Source organism: Streptomyces davaonensis JCM 4913 (genome assembly GCF_000349325.1).
Classification (GTDB): Bacteria; Actinomycetota; Actinomycetes; order Streptomycetales; family Streptomycetaceae; genus Streptomyces; species Streptomyces davaonensis.
The window spans coordinates 101,220-123,143 of record NC_020504.1 but is presented as its reverse complement, the minus strand read 5'-3'; the positions used below and the strand labels follow the sequence as shown (position 1 = coordinate 123,143).

Genomic DNA, 21,924 nt, shown 5'->3' with positions numbered 1-21,924 from the left:
AGAGGCTCAGTCAGAGCTGACGGCCAATCACAAAACATCGAGGCTAGAGATCACCAACAGCATCCGGGACTACGGCCAGAGCCACATTGAAAGAGCGGCATCATCATCCGGGAAGTTGCCGCCACTCCCAAGTACATGGGCTTGTTTCCGCCGTTTTCGGTTTCGCCACTCCAAGCCCGGAGCTCCTTCACGCCCCATCGTCACCAGCCGTCAGCTCCTCACCTTGGCCCGGTTGCCCTCAATTGGCCGAATACGCCGCCACTCGCGGCCGAAAACTGCGCCCTTGGTCGGGTGAAATTCGCTTTCTCGGGCCGCGTACCTGTGGACACCGATAGCTTTCCAATTAGGGGCACTAAGTAGGAATTCGGACAGGTGTCGTCGGGGGAGGTGCTGTCGGATGGCGTTCGCCTCGGCGGAGCTGAAAGTGCTTGTGGTCGACGATGTCTGCCTCTACCGCGAGGGACTCGCGGGCATACTCGCGCGGCAACCCGGCATCGCGAAGGTACTGACCGCGCAGGACGTCCCCGCCGCGCTCACCGCCGTCAAGACGGAGACGCTTGACCTCATCCTGGTCAGTCTCGGGCTACTCACCGGCGGCGACCTGCTCGGCGCCGTACGGTCGGTGACACCTACGCCGCGCACCATCGTCGTCGGCGTCCCGGAATCGGACGCCGAGGTCATCTCCTGCGCCGAGGCCGGAGTACACGGATACCTGCTGCGCTCCGAGTCGATGGAGCATCTGCTGCGCCTCATGCGCGCGGTTGTCGTCGGCGAGACCCTATGCACGCCACGGATGACGGCCCTGTTGCTGCGCCGGGTGGCCACCCTGGCTTCCGAGGCACGCCCGGCTCCGAGGATGCCAGCCCTCACCGTCCGGGAGGACCAGGTTCTCGGGCTGCTGGAACTGGGCCTTTCGAACCAGGAGATCGCCGATCGCCTTGGCATCGAGGTCCGTACGGTCAAGAACCATGTGCACCACATCCTGGAGAAGGTTGGCGCCCGTCGGCGCGGCGAGGCCGTGGCCGAGTTCCGTCGACTCAGGAGGAGTTCCGGCCTGTGACACCCCGTCCCGGAGAGGAACCGGTCCGGTACCTCACCGGCGGAAGTCCTGGATCCTAAGGTCCTTTTCGGCCGGCCAGCCATCGTGGAGGGTGGCCGGGTGCCCGTTACCGTAGCTCTGGCCCGGCTCCCGGAACTGCTCGCCGACATGGTCCGCGAGGCATTCATCGACGACCCGTGGGTCAGTATCGAGACACTGCGGACCGCCGACGACAACTGCCTCGATGCCGCGATCGGGCGGGAGGCGCCCGACATGGTCATCGTCGGTGTCGACGCCGCCTCGGTCGCCGAGGACCGGATCGTGCCGTGCGACCTGCTGCTCGGGCATCCCGGTCTCACCGTCCTCGGCCTCTCCACGGACGGTCGGCTCGCATGGATGTGTGAACTGCGGCCGTCGGCCCGTCCCCTTCGGGAGGTCTCGCCGACGAGCCTGCGGGAGGCCGTGCACCTCGCGCTACGGGCGAGGCGGCGATGAGGAGCCGAGGCGCCACGCCGGTGCTGCGCATGGTCCCCGGGAAGATGCGTCTCCGGCCGCGCACTGGCACATACATGCCGCGTATATGGCAGCCGTCAGCCCGACGATCCCCGAAGGGCGCTTTCATGAGCGAATTTGTCGACCAGCAGATGCTACGGCTCAGTGATCCCGCGCAGCTCACCAGTCTGGTCGATCCGCCCGGCGACACCGAACACGGCCGTGTGCGCGCCCTGCTGAGTGCGGCCTACACCATGGAGTTCGCCACCATCCACGGCGTGTCGGACGTACAGGTGCATCAGACCGAGTTCCAGCGCCCCGTCTTCCCCCCGCGCCGCACCGCTGGCACCTGGTTTCAGAACGGGCCCCCCTTCACCCGCACCGATCTCGCCCTCGAACGGCACGATCCGACGGCCCCGGTCTGGGTCGATCTGGCCGCCGAACTCGGCCTGACCTTGCTGCTGGACATCGATGTGGGCGACGTACAGTCGATTCTCTCGCGTGAGATCACTGGATTCGCGACCCTGGACGACTTTCGCAGCCATTTCCGCTTCATCGACCTTGACGCCTTCATGGCCAAGCACGACATCACCACAGTCGAGGAACTCCGCGAGGCGTTTCAATACCTGATCACCGAAGTCCGGTTGCGTTTCCCAGGCCCCTTTGACCCGAACGACCCGGCGAACCTTCATCGCTACGATCTCAAACTGGCGATTCTCATCCGCGAGACGGTGGACGTGGCAGCCGCACTACGGGACGCCAAACTGGCCCAGACAGCGATCGAGCGCGCGATCGTCCCTCAGCCGCGGTCGGACGGAACGGAAGTACGGACACCGTACGCCCCGGTAGTGCTCTTTCCCGTCTCGGCCGTGCCCGGGCAACCGTTGACTCAGGCCGCCCTGGAGTCCTTCTTCGCCTCCGAAGGAGTACTGGCCCTTTTCGTTTAGCGCTCCCCATGCTGGGACGGAGGACATCATGCCCCCACGGCGACGAAAGCCGGACGAAGAGCCGCCCGAGGCGGCCACCGGCCCGCAGGACGCCGTCACCGATCCACCGGACACCGAGGGCCGAGCAACGCTGAGCCCGCTTCCGCCGCTGAGCCGTGAAGAACAGACCCGGCTGCGACAAAAGCTCCAGGCCAAATTCCACTGAGCCAACCGACGAAGGTGGGGAAGACCGCCTATGACTGTCCGCTATATCCGGGTGAATCCGGTTGTTGACCTGTTCGCGCCAGCGGTGCGCGCCTTCGGCAACATCGCCGTGGTGGGTCAGGTTCTGCCCGTCACAGCGCCGGCCGCGCCAACCGCCGCGGCGGCCACCGGCACAGGGCTGGGGATCGGCAAATATCGCTACGCAGTGACCATGGTGACCGACCAGGGAGAGTCCGAGGTCGGCGCCGAGGCCACGGTCGATACCACGGCCGGCAACCAGGTCGTCAAGCTTACCGCCATCCCGACCGGCGGGGCCGGCACGAACACTGTGGCGCGCCGGCTCTACCGCACGGTCGTCAACGGGGCTGCAGGCTCCGGTCGGCTGCTGGCGACGATCGAGGACAACTCCACCACGGTGTTCACCGATACGACGGCGGACGCGCGGCTGGGTGACGAGCCGCCCATCGCCCGAGCGAACACGCCGATTGCCTTCACCGATCCGGTCGAGGCCCGCCGCCGCGCCCCGGGGGACCTGGGCGAGGCCATCGCGCTCGCCTTCGCGCAGTCGCCGGGGCCGACGCTGGTCCACGGCGTGCGGACGGCCGCCGGACCGGACTGGGCGTCGGCCCTCAACGCGGTCGCGCCGCTAGACGCGCAACTCATCGTGCTCGCGAACACCGCTCTGGACGCCACCACCGGCGCGGCGACGGGTGGTGCGATCGTGCAGCTGGCCAACCACGTCAGCAGCGTCTCCAACACCGGTGGGGACGGCAAGGAGCGGATGGGCGTGGCCATGTTGGCCAAGGGAGCCACGGCGACCGGCGTCGTCACCGGGGCGCTGGCCAACGAGCGGATGGTCTACATCGCCCACAAGAGCGACCAGGACGCGGCGGCGGCCGTGGCCGGGGTGATCGCCGGTTACGAGCCGCATATCTCGATGCTGCTCAAACCGGTCAACATCACCAGCAAGGAGTTCACGCCCTCGGAGATCGCGGCCATCAACGGCACCGAGACCTTCGCCAGCGGACCGGCCGGAAACGGCGTGAATTGGCTGGTCAACCCGGAGCTGATTCCCGGGCAGGGGACCTATCTGGGCGAGGGCTACACCGGCAATCCCGGCGGCAAGAAATACATCGACATCGTACGCACCATCGACGACGTCTCGTTCCGTCTGAAGGCGCAGCTCATCAAGACGATCGGGAACCTGCGCATGAGCCGCTCCGGGCTGCGCGCGCTGGAGGCCCAGATGGAGGCGGTGCTCCAGCCCCTGATGCAGAGCGAGGTGATCGAGGACTTCGAGATCACCACGCCGCTCAAGGTGCTGCTCGACAAGGACCCGAACACATTGACCGAGGCCGAGCTCCGCCTGATCAACGATGCACAGGCCCAGCGCGTGATCGAGGTCCTGGTCTCCGTCGACTACGCCGGGGCGATCCATCGCCTGTCACTCACGCTCAAGTTCGTGTAGGAGGACCCGCGACCATGGCCGACTGGAACACGCGCCTCGAGGTAAAACTCGGCGATCGGACAATCACCCCGATCACGAACTTCACACCCACCTTCAACGTGCCGCACACCGTGGTGCACAGCCTGGAGCAGGACAACACCGGCTATGTCCGGCAGCCGTTCACCTTCACCTTCACGATGACGGTGCCGGCGATCGCGTCGACCGTGGCCGATCTCACTGAGCTGGCGGTCAACGGCGCCGAGTTCGCCATCACGGTGGCCGAGAAACGCGGCACCGACTGGGCGTTCAAGGCCATGAAGTTCGCCCGGTGTGTGGTCACCTCGGCGTCGCCCAGCAACGTGGTCATCGACGGAGTGCCGCAGGCGAACTTCACCTGCATGGCGCTGACCGTCGGTGTGGAGGACTGACCGTGGCCGGCCCCGGCGACACGTCCCTTCCGGCTGCCGGGCCGCCGTCCCCGGCCGGCGAGGGAGCGGCGGTGCACTACTACTTCCCGGTCGAGGTCGAGGTCGTCGGTGACGCGGACGAAGCGCTGGTGCAGCGGGTGGTGTCCGAGGTCTTCGCCCAGCTCGACCGTGAGCTGGCGAGCCGGCAGTGACCGGCAACCCGCCGGTGCTGGTCGGCGCCGTCCCGCTGTTCCACGTGCAGAGCATGACGATCAGCCAGGGCTACCGGATCGAGCGGATCATGGGAAGCCGCTGGTCGCAGGCGACCCAGCCGACCGTGAAGACGATCGCGATCGAGGCCGTCCTGATCGGGCCGGACCGGCTGCTCGTCAAGAAGGCCCTGGAGGCGATGGCGCTGACCAGCCGGGCGCTGGCCGCGGCCGCTGCGCCGCTGATGGCGGTCGCCGGCATTCCAGTGGTCTCCGGCCTGACGATCAGCCTGGACATGCAGATCACCGACCTGCGGATCACACAGAGCACGTCGAAGCGGGAGGCGCTGGACGTCTCGCTGAGCCTGCAGCACGTGCCCCGCTCCAACCTCTCGGCGCTCGTCGGCGAGGCGGCGGACATGGCGCTCGCGGCGGGCACGGCGGCCTCCCGGGCCACGCCGCCGCCGAGCCCGGCCCCGCGCAGCCCCGGCCCCCCGCTCTAGTTACTCGTATCCATCTGGAGTCCGGATGAGCGAACCATCATTCCTGCGGTTGCCGGTGAACCCCGACGAGGGTTTCCCGCAGTCGTTCCGGCTTTCGTTCGAAGGCCGCAGCTACGTTTTCGGCTTCCAGGTCACGATCGCCGAGGAGGCCCTCCCGGACGTACACGCCCCGGCCGGCCTCAACTCCCTGGTGAACCTGCCCGGTGACGGCGCCTTCCTGGTGGTGACCGTGGTCCGGGAGGGGACCGCCGGGGGCGTCACGCTGCTGCGTCGCAAGGTGATCCCCGACATGGTGTACCGCGCGGGCGAGCTCGCGCTGGTGTTCCGCACGATCCGGATCGCACTGGGCAACCTGAACGGCTTCGGCCGGTGGGGCTCCGAAGTGGTGGCGGGGGTGGCACTGGCATGAGCCTGGTGCTGTGGCATCGCGTTCACATCGAGCAGGCCTCCGGTGGTGGCAGCCTGACCCAGTCGATCGCCTCCTTCGCCGGGTTCGGCCTGCCGCTCACGGTGAGCAACGACGTGTACGCCGGCGGGATCGTCCTCGACGCGAAGGTGACCGTCGAGATGGGCGAGGGCGCGACCGCCGACACGTTCTGCGTCACCCTCTACGGCCTGCCCGCCGATGCCATCCGGCAGCTCCGGTCGGGCTACTCGTCGGATGGGCTCAAGGTGACGATCCGGCTCGGCTATTTCGACGACCTGGGCACCCGGCTCGGCTCGCGGCCGGTGATGACCGGGCGAGCCAAGGGGGTGACCACCAAGATCGGCATCGATGGGGTGACCGAGACGGTCATCGAGGGCCAAGAGGAGGCCGGTTACCTGCTGCGTGACAAGGAGGCCCGGTTGGACCGACCGGCCGCGTTGCCCCGGCTCAAGCTGGTCCGCGACCTGCTGCCGGAAGGAGTCGACCTGGCGCCCGGCTCGACGATCCCCGGGTCGGTCGGCGACATCAGCGTCTGCTCCGGCAACACCCTCACCGCGCTGCAGCAGCTCGCCGCCGACGCCGACGTGCCGATCATCGTGCGGGACGGCTCGGTCCTGCTCGGCAACGCGGTCGGGCGGGAGCTTGCGCCCATCCAGGTCGACCCGGACCGGAACCTGGTCGCCCGGGCAGACACCCAGACCGAGAGCCCGGACGCGTCGGCGAAGAGCGCGACGGCCGCCGTGCGCACCGGCCTCAATGTCACCGTTCTCGGGCACCCGGAGCTGCGGGCCGGACAGACCGTCACGGTTACCGGCCTTGACGACGTGCCGGCCGGCCCGTTGCGGATCGGCCAGGTCACCCACACGTACGGCATGGCCACCGGCTACATCTGCAAGCTGACGCTCACCGCGGTCGCACCGGGCAAGCGGGCCCGGGTCATCGGCGGCGTGCGCGGCGTGGTGGACCGAGTCCAGGATGTGGTCGACCGCGGCCGATCCGACCACCCGGCGATCGACGTGGGCGAGGTGACCGCGTACCGCTCGGGCAAGGACAGTAAGCACGTCACGGACCTCAACTACGGCCAGCGCCCGCAGCCCGGCGTGTCCGCGCCGAGCGTCGCCAGTCCGGTCGACGACGACGTGAAGCTGCACAGCAAGCCTCTCGCGGCACCCTTCGCTTTCCACAAGGTCGGCCTGGTGACCCCGGTCTATCCGGGGATGCGCGCCCTGCTCGCGCACAACCGGGGCGCGGTCGACGACGCCGTGGTCGCCGGCTGGCTCTGGTCGCGGCAGTCGGGGCACGAACCACCCGGCAACGAACCTGGCGACTACTGGCTCGCCCTGCCCACCGAGCTCGACAAGGACGGCCTGCCCACCGGCAAGGGCGCCAACGACCTGATCGACGCCACCGGCCGCCGGGTCGTCCAGGTGCGCGCGCTGCACGTGCTGGTTGGTGGCCCGAAGCTGCCGGACGTCGGGAAGCGACCAAAGACGCCGGCCGACGACACGGTGACCATCGAGCACCACTCAGGCACCAAGATCGAGATCTCGTCCCAGGGCAAGGTCACCATCACCACCAACCAGAAGACGCTGACCCTCACCAACGGGAAGGTGTCGCTCAAACTCGACGGCGCGAAGGTGGCGGTGTCCTGATGCCAGCCGTGCTGACCACCGCCGCCCAGCTCGTCTGCGCCCACCAAGGACAGCTGATGGTTCAGGCATCCACCTCGGCGCTGACCGCTGGGGGGTCGCCCGTGCTGGTGCAGGCGGACCTCCTCGCAGCGACCGTATCCGGCTGCACGAACACCAACACCGCCGCCGGGCAGAAGCCCTGCCTCAAGGTGACGTCGATCATCGCCGGGCGGAGCAGCACGCTGACCGTATCCGGTCAGCCGGTGATGCTGGAGACGGCGCTGGGGCTCACCGACGCGGTGCCACCGCAGCCGGTGCTGTGGCAGGTCCGCAGCGCCGGCCAGAAAGTTCTGGAGGCGTCATGACCAGCCCCGCCCCGCCTTCCGGGGAAATCCTGTACGGCTCCGGCTTCCGGCTCCAGGACGGCGACCTCGTGCTCACCGCGGACCCCCCGGACGGCGAGCCGCAACTGGTGCACGGCCTGGCGAACCTCGAGCAGGCGCTCACCCTGCGGCTGCTCACCCCGTTCGGCACCGATCCGGTCAACGCCGGTTACGGCCTGGACGTACGGGGCGCGTTCACCGGCGGCAACAACCGTCGCACGGTCAAGGAGCTGATCCGGCTCGAAGTGGTGCGAACGCTCGGCTCCGATCCACGCGTCCGCGAGGTCACCGAGGTGCTGTTCGACGACGACCCGCAGTTCCTGGCCCAGGTCGTGGCGGCCGGTGGGCGTCCGTCCGGCCACCGCACGAGGCTGTGGCAGGTGCTCGTGACGGTGGAGACGATCCAGAACGTCACGACGTCGGTCCTGGTCGATGTGGAGTTCTGAGCGATGAGCGAGTACGGGGTGACCAGGGACGGCTTCGTCCTCAAAGGCGTCGACGCCATCCTGGCCGACACCAGGAAGCGGGCCCGGCAGATGTGGGCCACCCTCGGGCTGACAGCCGACCTCAGCGCCACCAGCCCGCTGGCCAAGCTGATTGAGGCCGCGGCCCTGGAGGACGCCGAGCTGTGGAAACGGTTGGAGGACTTCTACTACAGCGGGTACGTGTCCACCGCGACCGGAGACAGCCTCGACCTGCTCGGCAGCGACGCCGGTCTGCCCCGCCGCGAGCTGTTCGCCACCGGGACCGTCACGCTGACGCTCACCGGGGGGCTGCCCGGCCGGGCCTACGTCGTGCCGGAGGGCACCATTCTGCTGGCCCCGGCCCGCGGGCAGTCCTTCGCGACCACGGCCACGGTCGAGCTCACCGCCGGCACACCGGCACAGGACGTGGCGGTGCAGGCCCTCGCCCGCGGCTCCGACGGCAACGTGCCACAGGGCACGATCACCGTGATCGATCCCCAGTACCGCGCGATCTACCTGGCCGATTTCGGTCCCGCCGACGTGACCGTGACCAACGAGACCGACCTCGCCGGCGGCGACGACCGCGAGGACGACGACACCTACCGCGGCCGGCAGCTCGGCATCGTCCGCACGCTCTGGACCGCCGAAGCAGCCCGGCAGGCCGTGCTCGACGTCGATGGCGTCGTCGACGTGCTGCTCTCCGACCCCTTCGGGGGCGTGGACGTGTCGCAGAGCGTCTTCAACGAGTTCGCCTTCGGCGAGCGGCTGTTCAGCGCCGAGCGGCGGATCGGTGAGCCGTACACCTTCGACGTGGTGGTGGCGCACGAGTTCCGCTGGCCGTGGCGGACCACCGGTGCGGTGCGCGGCGTCTTCGAACGGGTGCAAGAGGTGCTGGAGCGGATCCGGCCGCCCGGGGTGCATCCGAACATCATCGAGGCCGACCACATCGACGTCGGCGTGCGGGCCCTCGTGGTGGTCGAGCGCGGCTCCGATGAGGCGGCGCTGGACCGGGAGATCCGCTCCCGGCTCGCCGGCGCCCTCGGTGACCTGCGGCTCGGCGGCGACGTGCTGTACAGCCAGGTGGTCCGGACCGTGGTCGAGGTCGACGGCGTGCTCGACGTCCAGCGCCTGCACCTGCGCCGCCATCCGGCAGCGTTCGGCCGGATCACCTTCGGCGAGGTGGCTTTCCAGACCACCACGGTGCAGGCCGCAGTGGGGCAGAACCTGGTGATGGGCCCGACCGAGCTGCCGGTCTTCCGTCCCGACACCGACCTGCACGACCTGGAGTTGGTGACGCCGTGACGCTGCCTGCCGAACTCGATCTCGCCTCGGTCGCCCGCGGGGCCGCAGGACGGATGTCCCGCCGCCTGACCGCGCCCTTCGCGGCCGGCGGCGACGTACTGCACCTGGCGCTGACACCGGCCGCGGGCGCACCGGGGTCGGCCGACGTGAGCCGCTACGACTTCCGCGATCACGTTGCTCGCTTCGGCGCCACGCCCATCCCGTCGTACGTAGTGCGGACCCTGCGGGATCTCGACCGCGACACCCAGGTGACCGTACGGGTGGCGGACCCTGCCCTGGGCGGCGCGGCCACCGCGGAGGTGATTCTCCCGGCCGGCACTCTGGCCGGCGAGTCGCTGCCGCTGCTCCTGCCGTCCGGCGCCACCGACGCCGCGCGGCTCACTCGGCTGACCGTGACCCACCGCGTCGGGCCGGGCTTCGCCGCCGCGCCCGGCGTGGTGGCGGACCAGTGGGCGGTCACCGCCCTGCTCGGCCACACCGCCCGCCTGATCTGGGTGCTCGGCGCCGAGCGGGACCTGCTGCGCCGCCAGATCGCCCGCACAGCCACCCAGCGGCAGCTCGCCACCGCGCTCGGCGTGAGTCTTGACCTGATCGGCGCCGATCTGGCCGTCCCGCGCTTCCCGCCGCTGGCCTACTCGGTGGACGAGGACACCGTCGCGCTCTACCACTTGGACGACAAACCCGGCGCACCGATCGCCGTGGAAGACTTCACGGGCCGCTTCCCCGGCCACTCCGCACACCACGGGACGCTCTCGGGCAGCGTCACGCTGGGCGCCCTCGGGCGGTACGGCACCGCCGCCGCGTTCACCGGTCCCGGCGCCGTGACGGTCGCCTCGGACACCGCCTTCGGCGTTCCCACGAACTCCGGGCTGACCGCCGAGTGCTTCGTCAAACCGGATGCGGACGGCCCTGACGCCCGGATCCTGGCCCGGCGCGGCGCGACGGGCGCCGGCTGGTCGCTCGAGCTGGGCGCGTTCGGCCGCGGGCTGCCCCGAACCGTGCGCGCCACCGTCTCCGACGGCACACTCGAACACGTGCTGCACAGCGGCCGATCGCTGCGGACGGACCGGTTCACGCACGTCGCCCTCGTCGTCGACAGGGCCGAGGGCTCGGTCGCGCTCTGGGTGGACGGTGAGCGGGCCGATCTGCGGCCCGCCGGTGCGCTCGGCCCCCTCACCGCCGCGCATCCGGTCGTGATCGGCCCTGGGGCGGGCACGGCGCTGCGCGCCACGATCGACGAGGTGCGGATCAGCCGGGTGGCCCGCCGGACCTTCGCCCCCGTGCTCGGCGAGGACGACGAGCACTACCGCCGCCGGCTGGGCCTCTTCCGGCGCTGGACGCTGCCCACTCCTGCCGCACTCACGACCGTACTCAACGACGCCGTCGGCACGATCGGTGACGTCGCGAACCCTCTCGTCGTCGACGACACCGACTCCCCGGCCGACCGCGGCCACACGGTCGTCCGGGTGGTGCCGGTGGCGCTCCCCCCGGGCGAGAGCATAGACGCGACCGGCCGCCGCGGGGTGACGTCGGAGGAGGAGCTGTACGGCGACGCAGATGACCTCACCATCGACCCGGTGCTGCTGCTGCGACACGACGTGGGCGACGTCGACTACGGGCCCGCGCCCTCCGGCGACCCGCATCTCATGCAGCCACCACTGGCCCGGATGGTCGACCGGCTGCGCACGATCGCCGCCGCCACGGCCGCAGGCCGCCTGCGCATCGCGAGCGCCTGGACCCCCGACGCCCAGGACGCCCGCGCGGCCGGCCGCGCCGTCGTCCTGCGGCACAGCACGATTGCCGTGTCCGAGCTCGCCGCGCTAGCCCATCGGGCGGGCTTTCCGCTGGTGCGGACCCTGCCGGACGCGACCGGTGTCTACGCCTCCTGTGCCCCGGGCTCGCCGATCGTCCTCGGCCTGCCGGGTACCACACCAGACGACGACATCACCGTCGGCGTCGGCGCGACCATCACCGTGGCCGCCTCGCCGGTGCCGCCCGGTCCGGCCGAGGTGCGCTGGTCGGTGGCCGCTGGCGGGGTGCGGGTCACCCCGGCCGCCACTGCGGGACAGGCCACCGTGGACGGCGTGTTCCCAGGTTTGGCCGTGGTCACGATCGAGGTGGTCCACGAGGGGTTCGCCGCCACGGCCTCGGCCGCGGTGCGCGTGCTGCCGACGACCCTCGCTGCGGACTCGTCGATCGCCGCCGACGGCACCCTGGGTGCGGGCCCCGAGGTGGCGGGCGCGCCCGCCGAGCGGTTCGACCCGGCCTTCCTCGAAACGTTCACCGCCCCCTCGATCACCCTCACCACCCCGAACGCGGGCCGGATCCAGCCCGGCACGGCCGACCGGCTGCGCACGCTGCTGACCGGCCTCACCGGCACGCTCACCCTGCGCTCCGGTTTTGTTCCGGTGCCAGCCGGCAGCGCGCCGACGCTCGCCTCACAGGGGCGGGCCCTGACCATGCGGCACTCCAGCTTGACCGCCGGCCGGCTCGCGGCGCTCGCGCACGCTGCGGGATTCAGCTGGGTCGCCGTGGACGGCGCCGACGTCAAGGTGCTGCATCGCGCCGAGGACCTGATCGTGGTCCGTGGGCCCGACCTGGTCGAGGAGGGCAGGAGCATCACCCTCCAAGTGGTGCCCGGCCCTTCGGCGGTCTCGGCGGCCACCCGCCTGCACTGGTCCACCGGGCCGCTGGCACCCACGGCCGGGCGCGCGGACGTGGTGAGCCCGGCGCTGGCCGCTCTCCAGCTGACCGGCCGACAGGCCGGCCAGGTCTGGGTGCAGGCGGCGTTCCGGGAAGCGGGGGCGACCGGCCCATACGCGATGCGGGTGCGGCTGACCAGCGCCGTGCCAGCCGGCGCCACGATCACCCGCGACCAATACGACCTGATCATGAACGTTGTGCATGCCCTGCACCCGCTCGGCGTCGAGGTGCTGACTCGCGACATCCACCCGGCCGTGGTCGAGCTGGCCGACCAGCCGTCGCTCGACCCCGACTACACGTATCCCAAGTTCCGCAAGCACCGCTCCACAGCGCGGCTGCGTCCGGAACACCTCCGAAAGGAGCTCGAGAATGGCTAGCCTCTCGTTCACCCCGACGTTCCGTCACACCGACTACGTGGACAACCGGGATCGGGTGCAGGCGGGTGGCCCGAACGGGTTCAACGCGCGGTTCCGGGCCCTCGAGGAGGACCTCGGCAAGCTGTCCGAGGTGGTCACCCAGGTCGACGGCGCGCTCCAACAGCGGCCGACGGCCGGGACGCTGATCGACACGACGGTCACGATCCCGGCCTTCAACTCCGCGGCGTCCACCGGCGGTGTGTTCGATGTCCAGCTCGGCGATCTGCTGCCGCTGACCAGCCACGCCTTCCACTTCGTCAGCGTCCGCCCCGGCGCGAACTTCCTGAATGCACAGGTCACCTGGGAGGAAATCGCCTTCGCGGCGGACACCGGAGGGGGCACGCCGATGATCGCACGCATGCTCCGCCTCCGGCACCAAAGGCCCATCGCCGTCACGGTCTCGGTCCGTGTCATGCGGCTCGAACTGCAGGACTGACACCGCCACCACCCGAGGAAAGGACACGTCAATGCCGTCGCAGAAATGCATCGAGAACGTCCAAAGCGCCCCGCCACCAGGGAACGTCTGGTGCGGGGACGACCTCTGCGCACAGGCCCAGCAGAGCCTGGACCACCATTGTTCAGCAAACGGTTATCGGCCGGACGACGCGTGGGTCCTGTTTGTCAACGGCACCTGGTGCTCGTGCTGCTGTAGCTGTTACGGCCAGGACACGCCGATCGAGGCGCAGCCCGGCGTCTTCCTGAAGGTGCAGGACATCCGGACCGGCGATACCGTCCTCGCCGCCGGCAAGGGCCTGGTGTGGCAGCCCGCGCAGGTCGCCTTCGCCTCTGGCATGCAGACACCCCAGCCAGCCTACCCGGTCCTGAACGTCATCTACCGCTTCGACCGGGACGACGTGCGCGTCCTGCAGGTGACCGACGACACCCTGTTCCTGATGACCACCGGCTTGCTCAAGTCGGCCGAGGTGCTCGTGCCAGGCGACCGGCTACGCCGCGCCGACGGTGGTGAGGCCGAGATCATCGGCCCGGTCACCAAGACCCTGGCGGTCGGCGTGCACTCCATCGAGATGGGCCCGTTCGACGGCGTGAACCTCGACGGCCATCTGCTCAACACGTACGGCGTGGTCACCGCCGACCTCTCGGTGCAGCGTGTGCACAGCCGCGGCGACCTCCGAAGCACCGACCTCATCGACGAGAACGTACTGCGGGAGGACATCCCGGTCGCGGGCACGGAGGAGTACCTGACCCGGAACCGACCGACCAAGGAGTTCCTCGATGAGGTAGAGGCGGCCGGCATCCGGCTCGACCCGTCCGCCTTGGAGCCGCCCCGGCCGCTGGTCACGATCCCGCCCGAGGCGAAGGGCTTCCTCCACCCCGAGCAGGCTGAGCAGATCCGCGCCACAGCCCCGCTGTTCGCCTCGAACAACACGTTCCGCATCACCGTGGCGCAGAAGATGCTCGACCTCGCCCGGCCGCATTACGACGACGTGGTTATGCTGATCGACTGGAACAACAGCCTGCCGGGCGCTTACGCGTGGGTCCAGCTCCGCCAGAAGTTCGTGGTCGTCACCGGCGGCCTGCTGCGGATCAAGTCGCTCACCGAGGCCGGTCTCGCACTGGTGCTCACCCACGTCCTGGCCTACCACGAGGGCGCCGAATGCGTGGGCGAGGCCGACCACACGGCCATCAACGACCTGCGGCGGCTCTGGCCGCCCTCACTCTTCCCGATGATGTGCGAGCGGGCCGTCGAGGAGATCAAGAGCATCTTCGGGTACGTGGACGAGACCGCCGCCCGCGAATTCAGAGAGGACCGTTGCAACCGCCCATCGCTGGACTGCCGGATGAAGGCATACGTCGCCGCCATGGGCATGCAGCCAGTGCCGGAATGTGCCTTGCCCGAAAAGCCGGACGACGAGCGGGACGACGCCTCCCCGCAGGGGAGCTGACGCCATGCTGACCGAACTCGAGGAGAAGCTGGACGGCCTGGAGTGGGAGGAGGCCCGGGCAGCGGCGGCCGAATACATTGGGCTGCCCGGCCCACTCCCGGCACCAGCACTGCGCCGAGCGATGGTGGAGGACCGCTATTGCCTCGTCCTGCTGGCCTTTCGGGGAAACCTGCCGCGCCTGCAGGAGCTGGTCAACCACCCGGACAACCGCGCCTACGAGTTGCCCGAGGACCTCACTCCGACCGCGGCGACGGCGAACCGCTCGACCCCCGGGCTGGTGATCGAGGCGGGCAAGGCGCTCAACCGCTGGGCTACGGCCGGATTCCGCACCGTGGACCCGGAGACGTACGAGCGGCGGACGGCGGCCTGCGCGGGCTGCCCCGAGCTGACCGAGCCGCCGGTCAAGTGGGTCTACAAGGTAATCATGGCCACGGCGAGCGACGACCGGGTCTGCGGCGCCTGCGGATGCGTGGCCTCCCGCAAGGCCCGCCTGGTCACCGAGCGCTGCCCGCGCCGTGACCCGTCCCGGCCCGAACTGAGCCGCTGGGGTGATCCGTTCGCGGCCTGACAGGAGGCGGAGCGTGAGCGACAACGGCACGAGCAGACCAGCCACGGTCCGCGCGCTGACGTTCCCTCTCCGGCTGCGCTGCGGCGGCACGAGCGAGCTGCTGACGGCCGAAGGGCTGGAAAATGCCGTGGCGCGCGCCTTGGGCCGGGCCTTCGACCGCGTCCGGCAGACGCTGCCCGTGTCCGCCGTGGCTCTGCAACCGCCGGAGCTGGTCCGGGGCGAGCTCACCCCGGACCAACAGGCCACGCTCCTCGGCCGACTGAGCCGGGCGATCGAGCAAGCCGCCCGGGCGCAGTCGCTGCCGCTGGCGCCGGCCGCCGCGTCGGCGCCAGCCGCTACCAGCGCGAGCCATCGCCCGGCGGGGCGGGCGGCGCCGACGGAGACGTGGTGCATCCGGATCACGGTGGAATTCCCGCTCACTCCCCGCCAGTTCTTCGAAATCCGGAAGCACACCACGGGCCTGGACGGCGGCTGGCCTGACCCGGCCGACCCGCTGGAGCTCTACTTCCCGCTCCTCGATCAGCCGATGCCGGCGACCGCGTGGGTGACCGAGGTGCTGGCCGAACGCGAGGTCACCGCCCACAGCCGGGAGGTCCTCGGCCGGTTCGCCGCGGCCCGGCGGCCCGACGAATACATCTGGTCGGTGCACGGGTGGGAGGGGCTGCGCGCGATGGTCGCCGAGGCCGATCACAAGGTCGCCACCCGAATCCCGGACTTCAGCCGACGCGGCTTCATCGAGAACCGGCCCGGGCCCGCGGAAGGAGAGCAGCAGGAGATCCTGCGGCCCGGCGCGTGGACGCTCTCGGTCTTCCTGCCGCTGCCCAATATCGTCCTCGATGAGGTCGTCGAGCGGGGGCAGCTCCGGACCGTCGACGTGCCGCTGCGCGAGGCGGCCGTGCTGGGCACTCCAGCTGACTTCGCCGCCGAGGCCGGGCTGGACCTGCCCGCCGCCGTGCGGGACGTGCCGGACGTGCCCGTCACCGTGATCGTCACCCCATTCACAGTCCGGCGCCGAATCCACGAGCGGGCCCTGGCCGCCCTGTTCGAGCAGTACCGGCGCGAGCAGTTCGGCGGCGGCCGGCTCGGCGCCGTCGTACCGCTCACGCAGTCCGCGACCGCCGGGCTCGGACCGACCCTCGGGCCGTTCCTGGCCGCACCGGCCGACTCGGTCGGAGCGCCGGCGGGCGGCTTTTGGCAGCCGGGCAGCGCGGGCGCGAACCTCACCCCGCTGGTCGCGGGCCTGGGCAAACAGGCACTGCGCACGGCGAACCAGGCTTTCATCTCCGCGGAAGCAGCCGAGGCGGAGCGCATCCTGCAGACAGAGAACGGCTTCTGGAGCGCCGACCGGGACGACGCGCTCCGTGGCTTCCTCGCCCGGTGGACCACCAAGGTAGGCAACCCGGCGCTGTTCGGGCTTCTGCTCGACGAGATGGACCGGCGCGGCAGGCTCGACGCTTTCGTACGCGCGATCCGTGGCTTGCCGTCGAACGACACGTATCTGAAGCGGGAGGTCGTCGCGCTGGCGGACGGGGATCCGCGGATCTCGACGGTGGCAGGGGACATCACGGCTCTCGTTCGCGATATCGGAAAGAACCACTACGACGTGGACGCCCAGGAGATCTGGATCAACCGCGATCCGGGCCGGGTGCTGCACGCGGCGGGCACGAGCAGCGACGACACGGCCGGCGTCGTGGCGGTGGTGGATCCGTACTACGCCGAGTCCTCGCGCATCCTCCAGCCGAAGCCGGAGATCCTGGACCGCCTCCGCGAGCCGACCCGGAGGAAGGTGTCCGAGCTGATCGGCCGGATGGTCTGCCGGCCTGGCGAGCGGATGACCCGCGAGGAACTGCTGCACAAGGCCACCCAGGAGGCCGCCAAGGAGCTGCCTCCGCTGGAGGAGAAGGACCTGGTGAAGGTCACGCTCCTCAAGTCTGTGCGCGTGCTGCGGCTGGAGCGCCGCCAGGAGCGCGGTGTCGACGAGATCTACGTGCACTACCAGCCCGTGCAGAAGGTCGGGGACAACCCGTGGATGCCGGCCGGGGACGTGCGCGTCCATGTGCCCGCCGGGTTCGAGGCCTACCTCACCACCTACCACGTGCAGCACCTGGAGAGCGCACTCACCGTCTTCCTGATGGGCGAGGCGGTCGTCCTCGGCGGCGTGATGATCGTTGAGCTGGGCGTCGCCACCATCGGCCAGCTCTTCTTCTTCGTCAGCATGCAGGTGGTCGTCTACCACTTCACCACCGACGCCGAGGACCGGACACTGGAGGGCTATCTCGGCGCGGCGCTCAAAGGAGAGCTGGACGCGGTCGGCTTCAAGGGCCTGTCCGGGGCGGTCAAACAGCTCGGCGGGTTCGTCGCCGGCCAGCTGGTCACCCGTGAGCTGGTCGGCCAGATCGCGACCAAATGGATCGTCTTCGGTCTACGCGGCGTGGCGACCGCGGCCGGCGTCGGCGGCCTGGAGGTCACCTACCAGTTCGGGGACGACCTGCTGCACTACTCGCACTGCAACGGCTGGTCCAACCCGGGGAAGTACTGGGACCGCTTCACCACCGGCTTCGCCATGACCCTGGCATTCGAATTCCTGGCCGTGCCGGTCCTCGCCCCGCCGGTTCGTCTCGCACTGGAGAAGGCCTCGACCGCCGGGCAGGTGGCCCGCGCGCTGCGGGCGAGCGGGAAACCGCTGCGCGAGATCGCGGAGCTGCTGCTCAAGGGAGCGGACGGGGTCGAGGCGGCGATGGGTCGGACGGTCGGGCACGAGGCTGGCCCCGCGATCGCCCGGGGGTTCCGGCAGAGGGTCGCCGACGTCCTTAAAGCACTCGGCCGGGAGTACGAGTCCCGCGCCTACCAGTCGCTGCTGGACCTGTACGGGCCCGAGTTGAGCAGCGAGGCACTCGGCACCCTCCAGCGGTTGCTTCGTACCGGCGGGGAGCGGCAGGTCGACGCGTTGCTCCAGCGCGCACTGGCCGTCCGGCGTACGCCCGCCGAACTGCTCGGCGTGCTCGGCCACGCCGAGCAGCCGCTCCTCGCGGAGCTCATCGGCATCGGGAAGCTCGCCGAACTGGCCACCCTCGACGAGGCGGCCGTGCGGTTGCTGCAACGGCTGCACGGCGCCAAGGTCCGGATCGGCGCGCTCTTCGACGGCTCGGGGCCGTCGCTGAGGAATCTCACCGACGAGTTCGCCAAGCTCCCCGAGGCGCGGCGCGCGGCGGCCCTGGAGAACGCCGCAGACCGGACACCCGCGCAGGTCCTGGACGAGGCCCGGGGCCCGGCCGAGCCGAGGGCGCCAGCGGCGGTCGCCCCGCCGGCCGAGACGCTCGACGACATCCTGCGCAAGCTCGCGGACAGCGGCTTCACCCGGGGCGACGTGCGCGCCTTCATGGGGGACCGGATGCGGTTGTCGGCTCCGCTCGCCCGCCGCGTCGCGCGGCTGCTGGAGAAGTACAGCCCGGAGGAGGTCCGGGCGTTCGGCCGTTACCTGGCCCGGCACAAGCTCTACCTGAACGACAAGATCGTCACGCAACTCCTGGAGAACGTGCCGAAGGGCAGACTCGAGCCGATGATCGCCCAGCTTGAACAGCCCCGGGCCGGGGACGAGACCCCACCCTTGGGCCTGCCCGAGGAAGACCTGGCCAAACTGTCCGCGCCTCCCGAGGCGCGGCGCGCGGCGGCTCTGCAGTTCGCCGACGACTTCCTGCAGAGACTGGAGGATCAGGGCCTCAGCCGCGAGGACGGGCTGGCCATGCTCGGTCTGCGCAACGAGGACGAGCTTTACGGCCTGGCCGTCGGCGCCCGCACCGAGGCGGAGTTCATGGACCGGCTAGCCCGGCACGCCGGCGAGCAAGGTGTCCACGCCCGCGCTGAGGTGGCCGAGCAGGGCCGGCCACCGGAGGGTGCAGTCGACGAAGCGATGGTCGACCCGCAGCTGGTGCCGGGCAAGGGCCGGTCGGTGCTCGACCTGCCCGAATACCGGGAGGCGATGGAGGAGGCCCGCCGAGTGTTCCGTGGCTTGCCCGGTGGCCGCGGGCAGAAGACCGTCGCCAACGTGGAGGGCGGCAAACCTACCGAGAGTGGCTGGGCGGACAGCGCGGGGTACGAGGGCAAGCAGGGTGCGGTGGACCGGTCCCGGGCCGAGGGCGTGGAGTCCGGCCACGAACGGGATCCGCACTTCCGCGACCCGAAGCAGGTCGAGGGCGGTTACGAGGATTCGCACGCCGAGCGGCAGGCAGCGGTGGCCTCGCCGAACCGGCCGATCGGGGTGTCCAGGGACATGTGCGAGCTGTGCCAGGGCTGGTTCCAACGGCGAGCCATCGGCCACGGCCATGCGCAGATCGTCGCCGATCCGAGGGGTGTGCACGTCTTCCTGCCTGACGGCCGCCACCTCTTCACCCCGCACTAGGGCGTGTATCGAAAGTGGATCTTGAACGTGAGATGATCTTGGTTTGTGGCACGTGGAGATCTGACAGAGGCGCAATGGGCGGTGCTGGAGCCGCTGTTGCCAAAGGGAAAGAAGTCTGGACGGCCACCGACGTGGGCCAGGCGGCAGCTGATCAACGGCATACGGTTCCGGGTCCGCACCGGGATCCCGTGGCGGGACCTGCCCGCCGAGTACGGGCCGTGGGGCCGGGCGTACGACCTGTTCCGCCGGTGGCAGCGGGACGGCACCTGGCATCGGATCTTCACCGAACTCCAGGCCCGGGCCGACGCGAAAGAGCTGATCACCTGGGACATCAATGTCGACTCCACGGTGTGCCGGGCCCACCAGCACGCCGCCGGGGCGAGGAAAAAGGGGAGCTGCACAAGGAGCCGCCCGGCGGCTTTTGCATCGAGCCGGACGACCACGGGCTCGGGCGCTCGCTTGGCGGTCTGACCACCAAGTTGCACCTGGCCGTCGAACAGGGTCAGAAGCCCATGTCCATCGTGATCACGGCCGGGCAGCGGGGCGATTCCCCGCAGTTCGAGCCGGTCCTGAACAAGGTCCGTGTCCCGCGTCTTGGGCCGGGCAGGCCGCGCACCCGACCCGATCGCGTGCGCGCCGACAGGGCATACGCCTCCCGGAAGAATCGCGCTTACCTGCGCCGTCGCGGGATCCGCTGCACCATCCCGGACAAGGCCGACCAGGCCCGCAACCGCAAGAGACGCGGCTCGCGCGGCGGCAGGCCGCCGAAGTTCGACCCGCAGGACTACAAGGCTCGGCACGCGGTCGAGTGCGGCATCAATCGCCTCAAAAGGCACCGGGCTGTGGCCACGAGGTACGACAAGCTCGCGGTCCGCTACGAAGCCACTGTCCTCATCGCCGCAATCAACGAATGGTTGTGAACGCCCTGTTGTAGAGGCGCATCGGCTACGTCGGCGCGAAGCGTTCTGCTGTCAGCCAAGACTGTCGCGCCTCCGAAGGCATGGGCGACAGGATCGTCACATGCAGCCGATCTTCGTTCTCGTGCACAGTCCGTCCGTAGGTCCCTCGACCTGGCATCCTGTGGCCGAACACTTGACGGCGGCGGGATACCAGGTGCGGGTGCCGTCCCTGCTGCACATAGGCGCCGGTGCTCCGCCCTTCTGGCCCCGCATCGTCGACGCCGTCCGCGACGACCTCCGACACGTCCCGGCCGGAAGCCCCGTCATGTTGGTGGCACACAGCAAAGCAGGCTTGTTTCTCCCGACGATCCGCTCGGGCCTCGACCATCCGGTGACCAGCTCGATCTTCGTCGACGCCGCGCTGCCGGCCCGGACCGGACCGACCCCCGTCGCCACACCCGAACTGCTCGATTTCCTACGCCCGATGGCTGTGAACGGCAGGCTGCCGCGCTGGACCGACTGGTGGGACGAGGCAGAGGTCGCACCCATGTTCTCCGATCCGCTGGTGCGGCGGACAGTCGTTGAGGAGCAGCCCACCCTGCCGCTGTCCTACTACGAGGAGCACATCCCGGTCCCCGACGGCTGGGACGACCATCCCTGCTCCTACTTGCTGTTCGGCCCTCCGTATGACGGCCTCGCCGCCGAGGCACGCGCACGCGGCTGGGCCGTGGCACACCTGCCCGGCGCGCACCTCCATCAGATCATCGATCCTGCTGGCACCGCCCAGCACCTCGCCGAACTCACCACTACGACTTGATCCACTTCCGATACACCCCCTAGCAGGATCGGCACCAAGGGGTCCACGGCCCTGGACGATGTCGAGCGCGGTCCGGGCGAGAATGCGGGCGTCGACACGGACGTGGTCGGCGAGGGCGAGCGACTCCTGCGTGCAGCGGACGAGTTCGTGGCCGTTGGGCAGCTTCCACATTGCTGTTCGCAAGCTTCCCCGAGCGTGTGCCTCGGTCGCATCCGGCCACAGGTTTCGCGCGACGAAGGAGCGGCCTACCTGTCGTTGGAGCCCGACGAGAGCCACCAGACGCTGGGCATTGCCGCAAAGTGGCACAGGTTGACCGTGGAATTCCAGACTGAACTGGCCGAGAAGCTGCAGATTTGTGTGCCGTGGAGGTGAGGGGAAGGGGTTCATTGCTGTCCCTGCACGCTGTTCGAGAGACCGACCGGCCTCTGTTTCACCGCCGCACTCATCATAGGTCGACTTCCCGGGGCAGGCCTGTTGTCGCACCCAGGCCAACATGCGGCTGGCGAGGTAGGGGAAGAGAATGGATCAGGGCGGGGTTGGAAAGGGGTGACGGGTCGTGAGAAAGCCACGACACCACACCCGGCGGCCGGACGACGTCCGGAAGTCCACCCCATCAAATGAAAGGCAAGGGGGGTCGACGTCAGGAGCACCCGACATGGGCCGGGATCGTGACGAACACCAGAAGCGCGACCTCGAACCGTCCCTTGGGATACCCGGATGATCGCTGACGCAACGATGACAGCGGAGGGACGGGGCTGCCCTA

At 69.8% G+C, this 21,924-nt stretch carries 20 protein-coding genes; all 20 read left to right on the top strand.

The window, feature by feature from the left end; all coding sequences use genetic code 11:
* The first annotated feature begins 397 nt into the window (after positions 1-397).
* Positions 398-1,060 carry a LuxR C-terminal-related transcriptional regulator gene (locus tag BN159_RS00530; protein ID WP_015654899.1) on the top strand — a complete coding sequence of 221 codons (663 nt, stop codon included), beginning with the start codon at positions 398-400 and terminating at the stop codon, positions 1,058-1,060.
* Between the two features lie 99 nt (positions 1,061-1,159).
* Positions 1,160-1,534 carry a hypothetical protein gene (locus tag BN159_RS00525; RefSeq protein WP_015654898.1) on the top strand — a complete coding sequence of 125 codons (375 nt, stop codon included), beginning with the start codon at positions 1,160-1,162 and terminating at the stop codon, positions 1,532-1,534.
* 125 nt (positions 1,535-1,659) lie between these two features.
* Positions 1,660-2,478 carry a hypothetical protein gene (locus BN159_RS00520; RefSeq protein WP_015654897.1) on the top strand — a complete coding sequence of 273 codons (819 nt, stop codon included), beginning with the start codon at positions 1,660-1,662 and terminating at the stop codon, positions 2,476-2,478.
* Between the two features lie 28 nt (positions 2,479-2,506).
* Positions 2,507-2,683, top strand: a complete 177-nt coding sequence (locus BN159_RS45575) for a hypothetical protein (RefSeq protein ID WP_015654896.1) — start codon at positions 2,507-2,509, stop codon at positions 2,681-2,683.
* A gap of 30 nt (positions 2,684-2,713) precedes the next feature.
* On the top strand, positions 2,714-4,150 hold the full coding sequence (locus BN159_RS00515) for a hypothetical protein (protein WP_015654895.1): 1,437 nt from the start codon (positions 2,714-2,716) through the stop codon (positions 4,148-4,150).
* A 14-nt stretch (positions 4,151-4,164) separates the two neighbouring features.
* Positions 4,165-4,557: a hypothetical protein gene (locus BN159_RS00510; RefSeq protein ID WP_015654894.1), complete on the top strand. Its 393-nt coding sequence runs from the start codon at positions 4,165-4,167 to the stop codon at positions 4,555-4,557.
* A gap of 2 nt (positions 4,558-4,559) precedes the next feature.
* A complete protein-coding gene (locus BN159_RS00505; protein ID WP_015654893.1) occupies positions 4,560-4,748 on the top strand; it encodes a hypothetical protein in 189 nt (62 codons plus the stop codon).
* Positions 4,745-5,248, top strand: coding sequence for a hypothetical protein (locus BN159_RS00500; protein ID WP_015654892.1), 504 nt, complete (start codon positions 4,745-4,747; stop codon positions 5,246-5,248). Before BN159_RS00505 ends, BN159_RS00500 begins: the two co-directional genes overlap by 4 nt.
* Positions 5,249-5,273: 25 nt before the next feature.
* Positions 5,274-5,657, top strand: a complete 384-nt coding sequence (locus tag BN159_RS00495; RefSeq protein WP_015654891.1) for a hypothetical protein — start codon at positions 5,274-5,276, stop codon at positions 5,655-5,657.
* Positions 5,654-7,327 (top strand): hypothetical protein, encoded by a 1,674-nt coding sequence (locus BN159_RS00490; protein ID WP_015654890.1) that lies wholly within the window; start codon positions 5,654-5,656, stop codon positions 7,325-7,327. Before BN159_RS00495 ends, BN159_RS00490 begins: the two co-directional genes overlap by 4 nt.
* Entirely contained in the window at positions 7,327-7,671 is a 345-nt protein-coding gene (locus tag BN159_RS00485; protein WP_015654889.1) for a hypothetical protein, read from the top strand. Before BN159_RS00490 ends, BN159_RS00485 begins: the two co-directional genes overlap by 1 nt.
* Complete coding sequence (locus BN159_RS00480) at positions 7,668-8,135, top strand: hypothetical protein (RefSeq protein ID WP_015654888.1); 468 nt, start codon at positions 7,668-7,670, stop codon at positions 8,133-8,135. Before BN159_RS00485 ends, BN159_RS00480 begins: the two co-directional genes overlap by 4 nt.
* A 3-nt stretch (positions 8,136-8,138) precedes the next feature.
* Positions 8,139-9,455, top strand: a complete 1,317-nt coding sequence (locus BN159_RS00475) for a baseplate J/gp47 family protein (protein WP_015654887.1) — start codon at positions 8,139-8,141, stop codon at positions 9,453-9,455.
* Positions 9,452-12,535, top strand: a complete 3,084-nt coding sequence (locus BN159_RS00470; protein WP_015654886.1) for a LamG domain-containing protein — start codon at positions 9,452-9,454, stop codon at positions 12,533-12,535. Before BN159_RS00475 ends, BN159_RS00470 begins: the two co-directional genes overlap by 4 nt.
* Positions 12,528-13,010: a hypothetical protein gene (locus tag BN159_RS00465; RefSeq protein ID WP_015654885.1), complete on the top strand. Its 483-nt coding sequence runs from the start codon at positions 12,528-12,530 to the stop codon at positions 13,008-13,010. Before BN159_RS00470 ends, BN159_RS00465 begins: the two co-directional genes overlap by 8 nt.
* 31 nt (positions 13,011-13,041) lie before the next feature.
* Positions 13,042-14,478 (top strand): hypothetical protein, encoded by a 1,437-nt coding sequence (locus tag BN159_RS00460; RefSeq protein WP_015654884.1) that lies wholly within the window; start codon positions 13,042-13,044, stop codon positions 14,476-14,478.
* 4 nt (positions 14,479-14,482) lie between these two features.
* A complete protein-coding gene (locus BN159_RS42575) occupies positions 14,483-15,046 on the top strand; it encodes a hypothetical protein (protein WP_015654883.1) in 564 nt (187 codons plus the stop codon).
* Positions 15,047-15,059: 13 nt separating this feature from the next.
* The gene (locus BN159_RS00450; protein ID WP_015654882.1) at positions 15,060-19,445 is read left to right on the top strand and encodes a hypothetical protein; all 4,386 of its coding nucleotides are present in this window, start codon (positions 15,060-15,062) and stop codon (positions 19,443-19,445) included.
* A 45-nt stretch (positions 19,446-19,490) separates the two neighbouring features.
* Positions 19,491-20,365, top strand: a protein-coding gene (locus BN159_RS43340; RefSeq protein ID WP_231905544.1) for an IS5 family transposase whose coding sequence is annotated in 2 segments (ribosomal slippage) — positions 19,491-19,881 and positions 19,881-20,365 — 876 coding nt in all. Because the reading frame shifts where the segments join, the coding sequence is not laid out codon by codon here.
* A 100-nt stretch (positions 20,366-20,465) separates the two neighbouring features.
* Positions 20,466-21,161: a lipase family protein gene (locus tag BN159_RS00435; protein WP_015654879.1), complete on the top strand. Its 696-nt coding sequence runs from the start codon at positions 20,466-20,468 to the stop codon at positions 21,159-21,161.
* Positions 21,162-21,924: the final 763 nt, after the last annotated feature.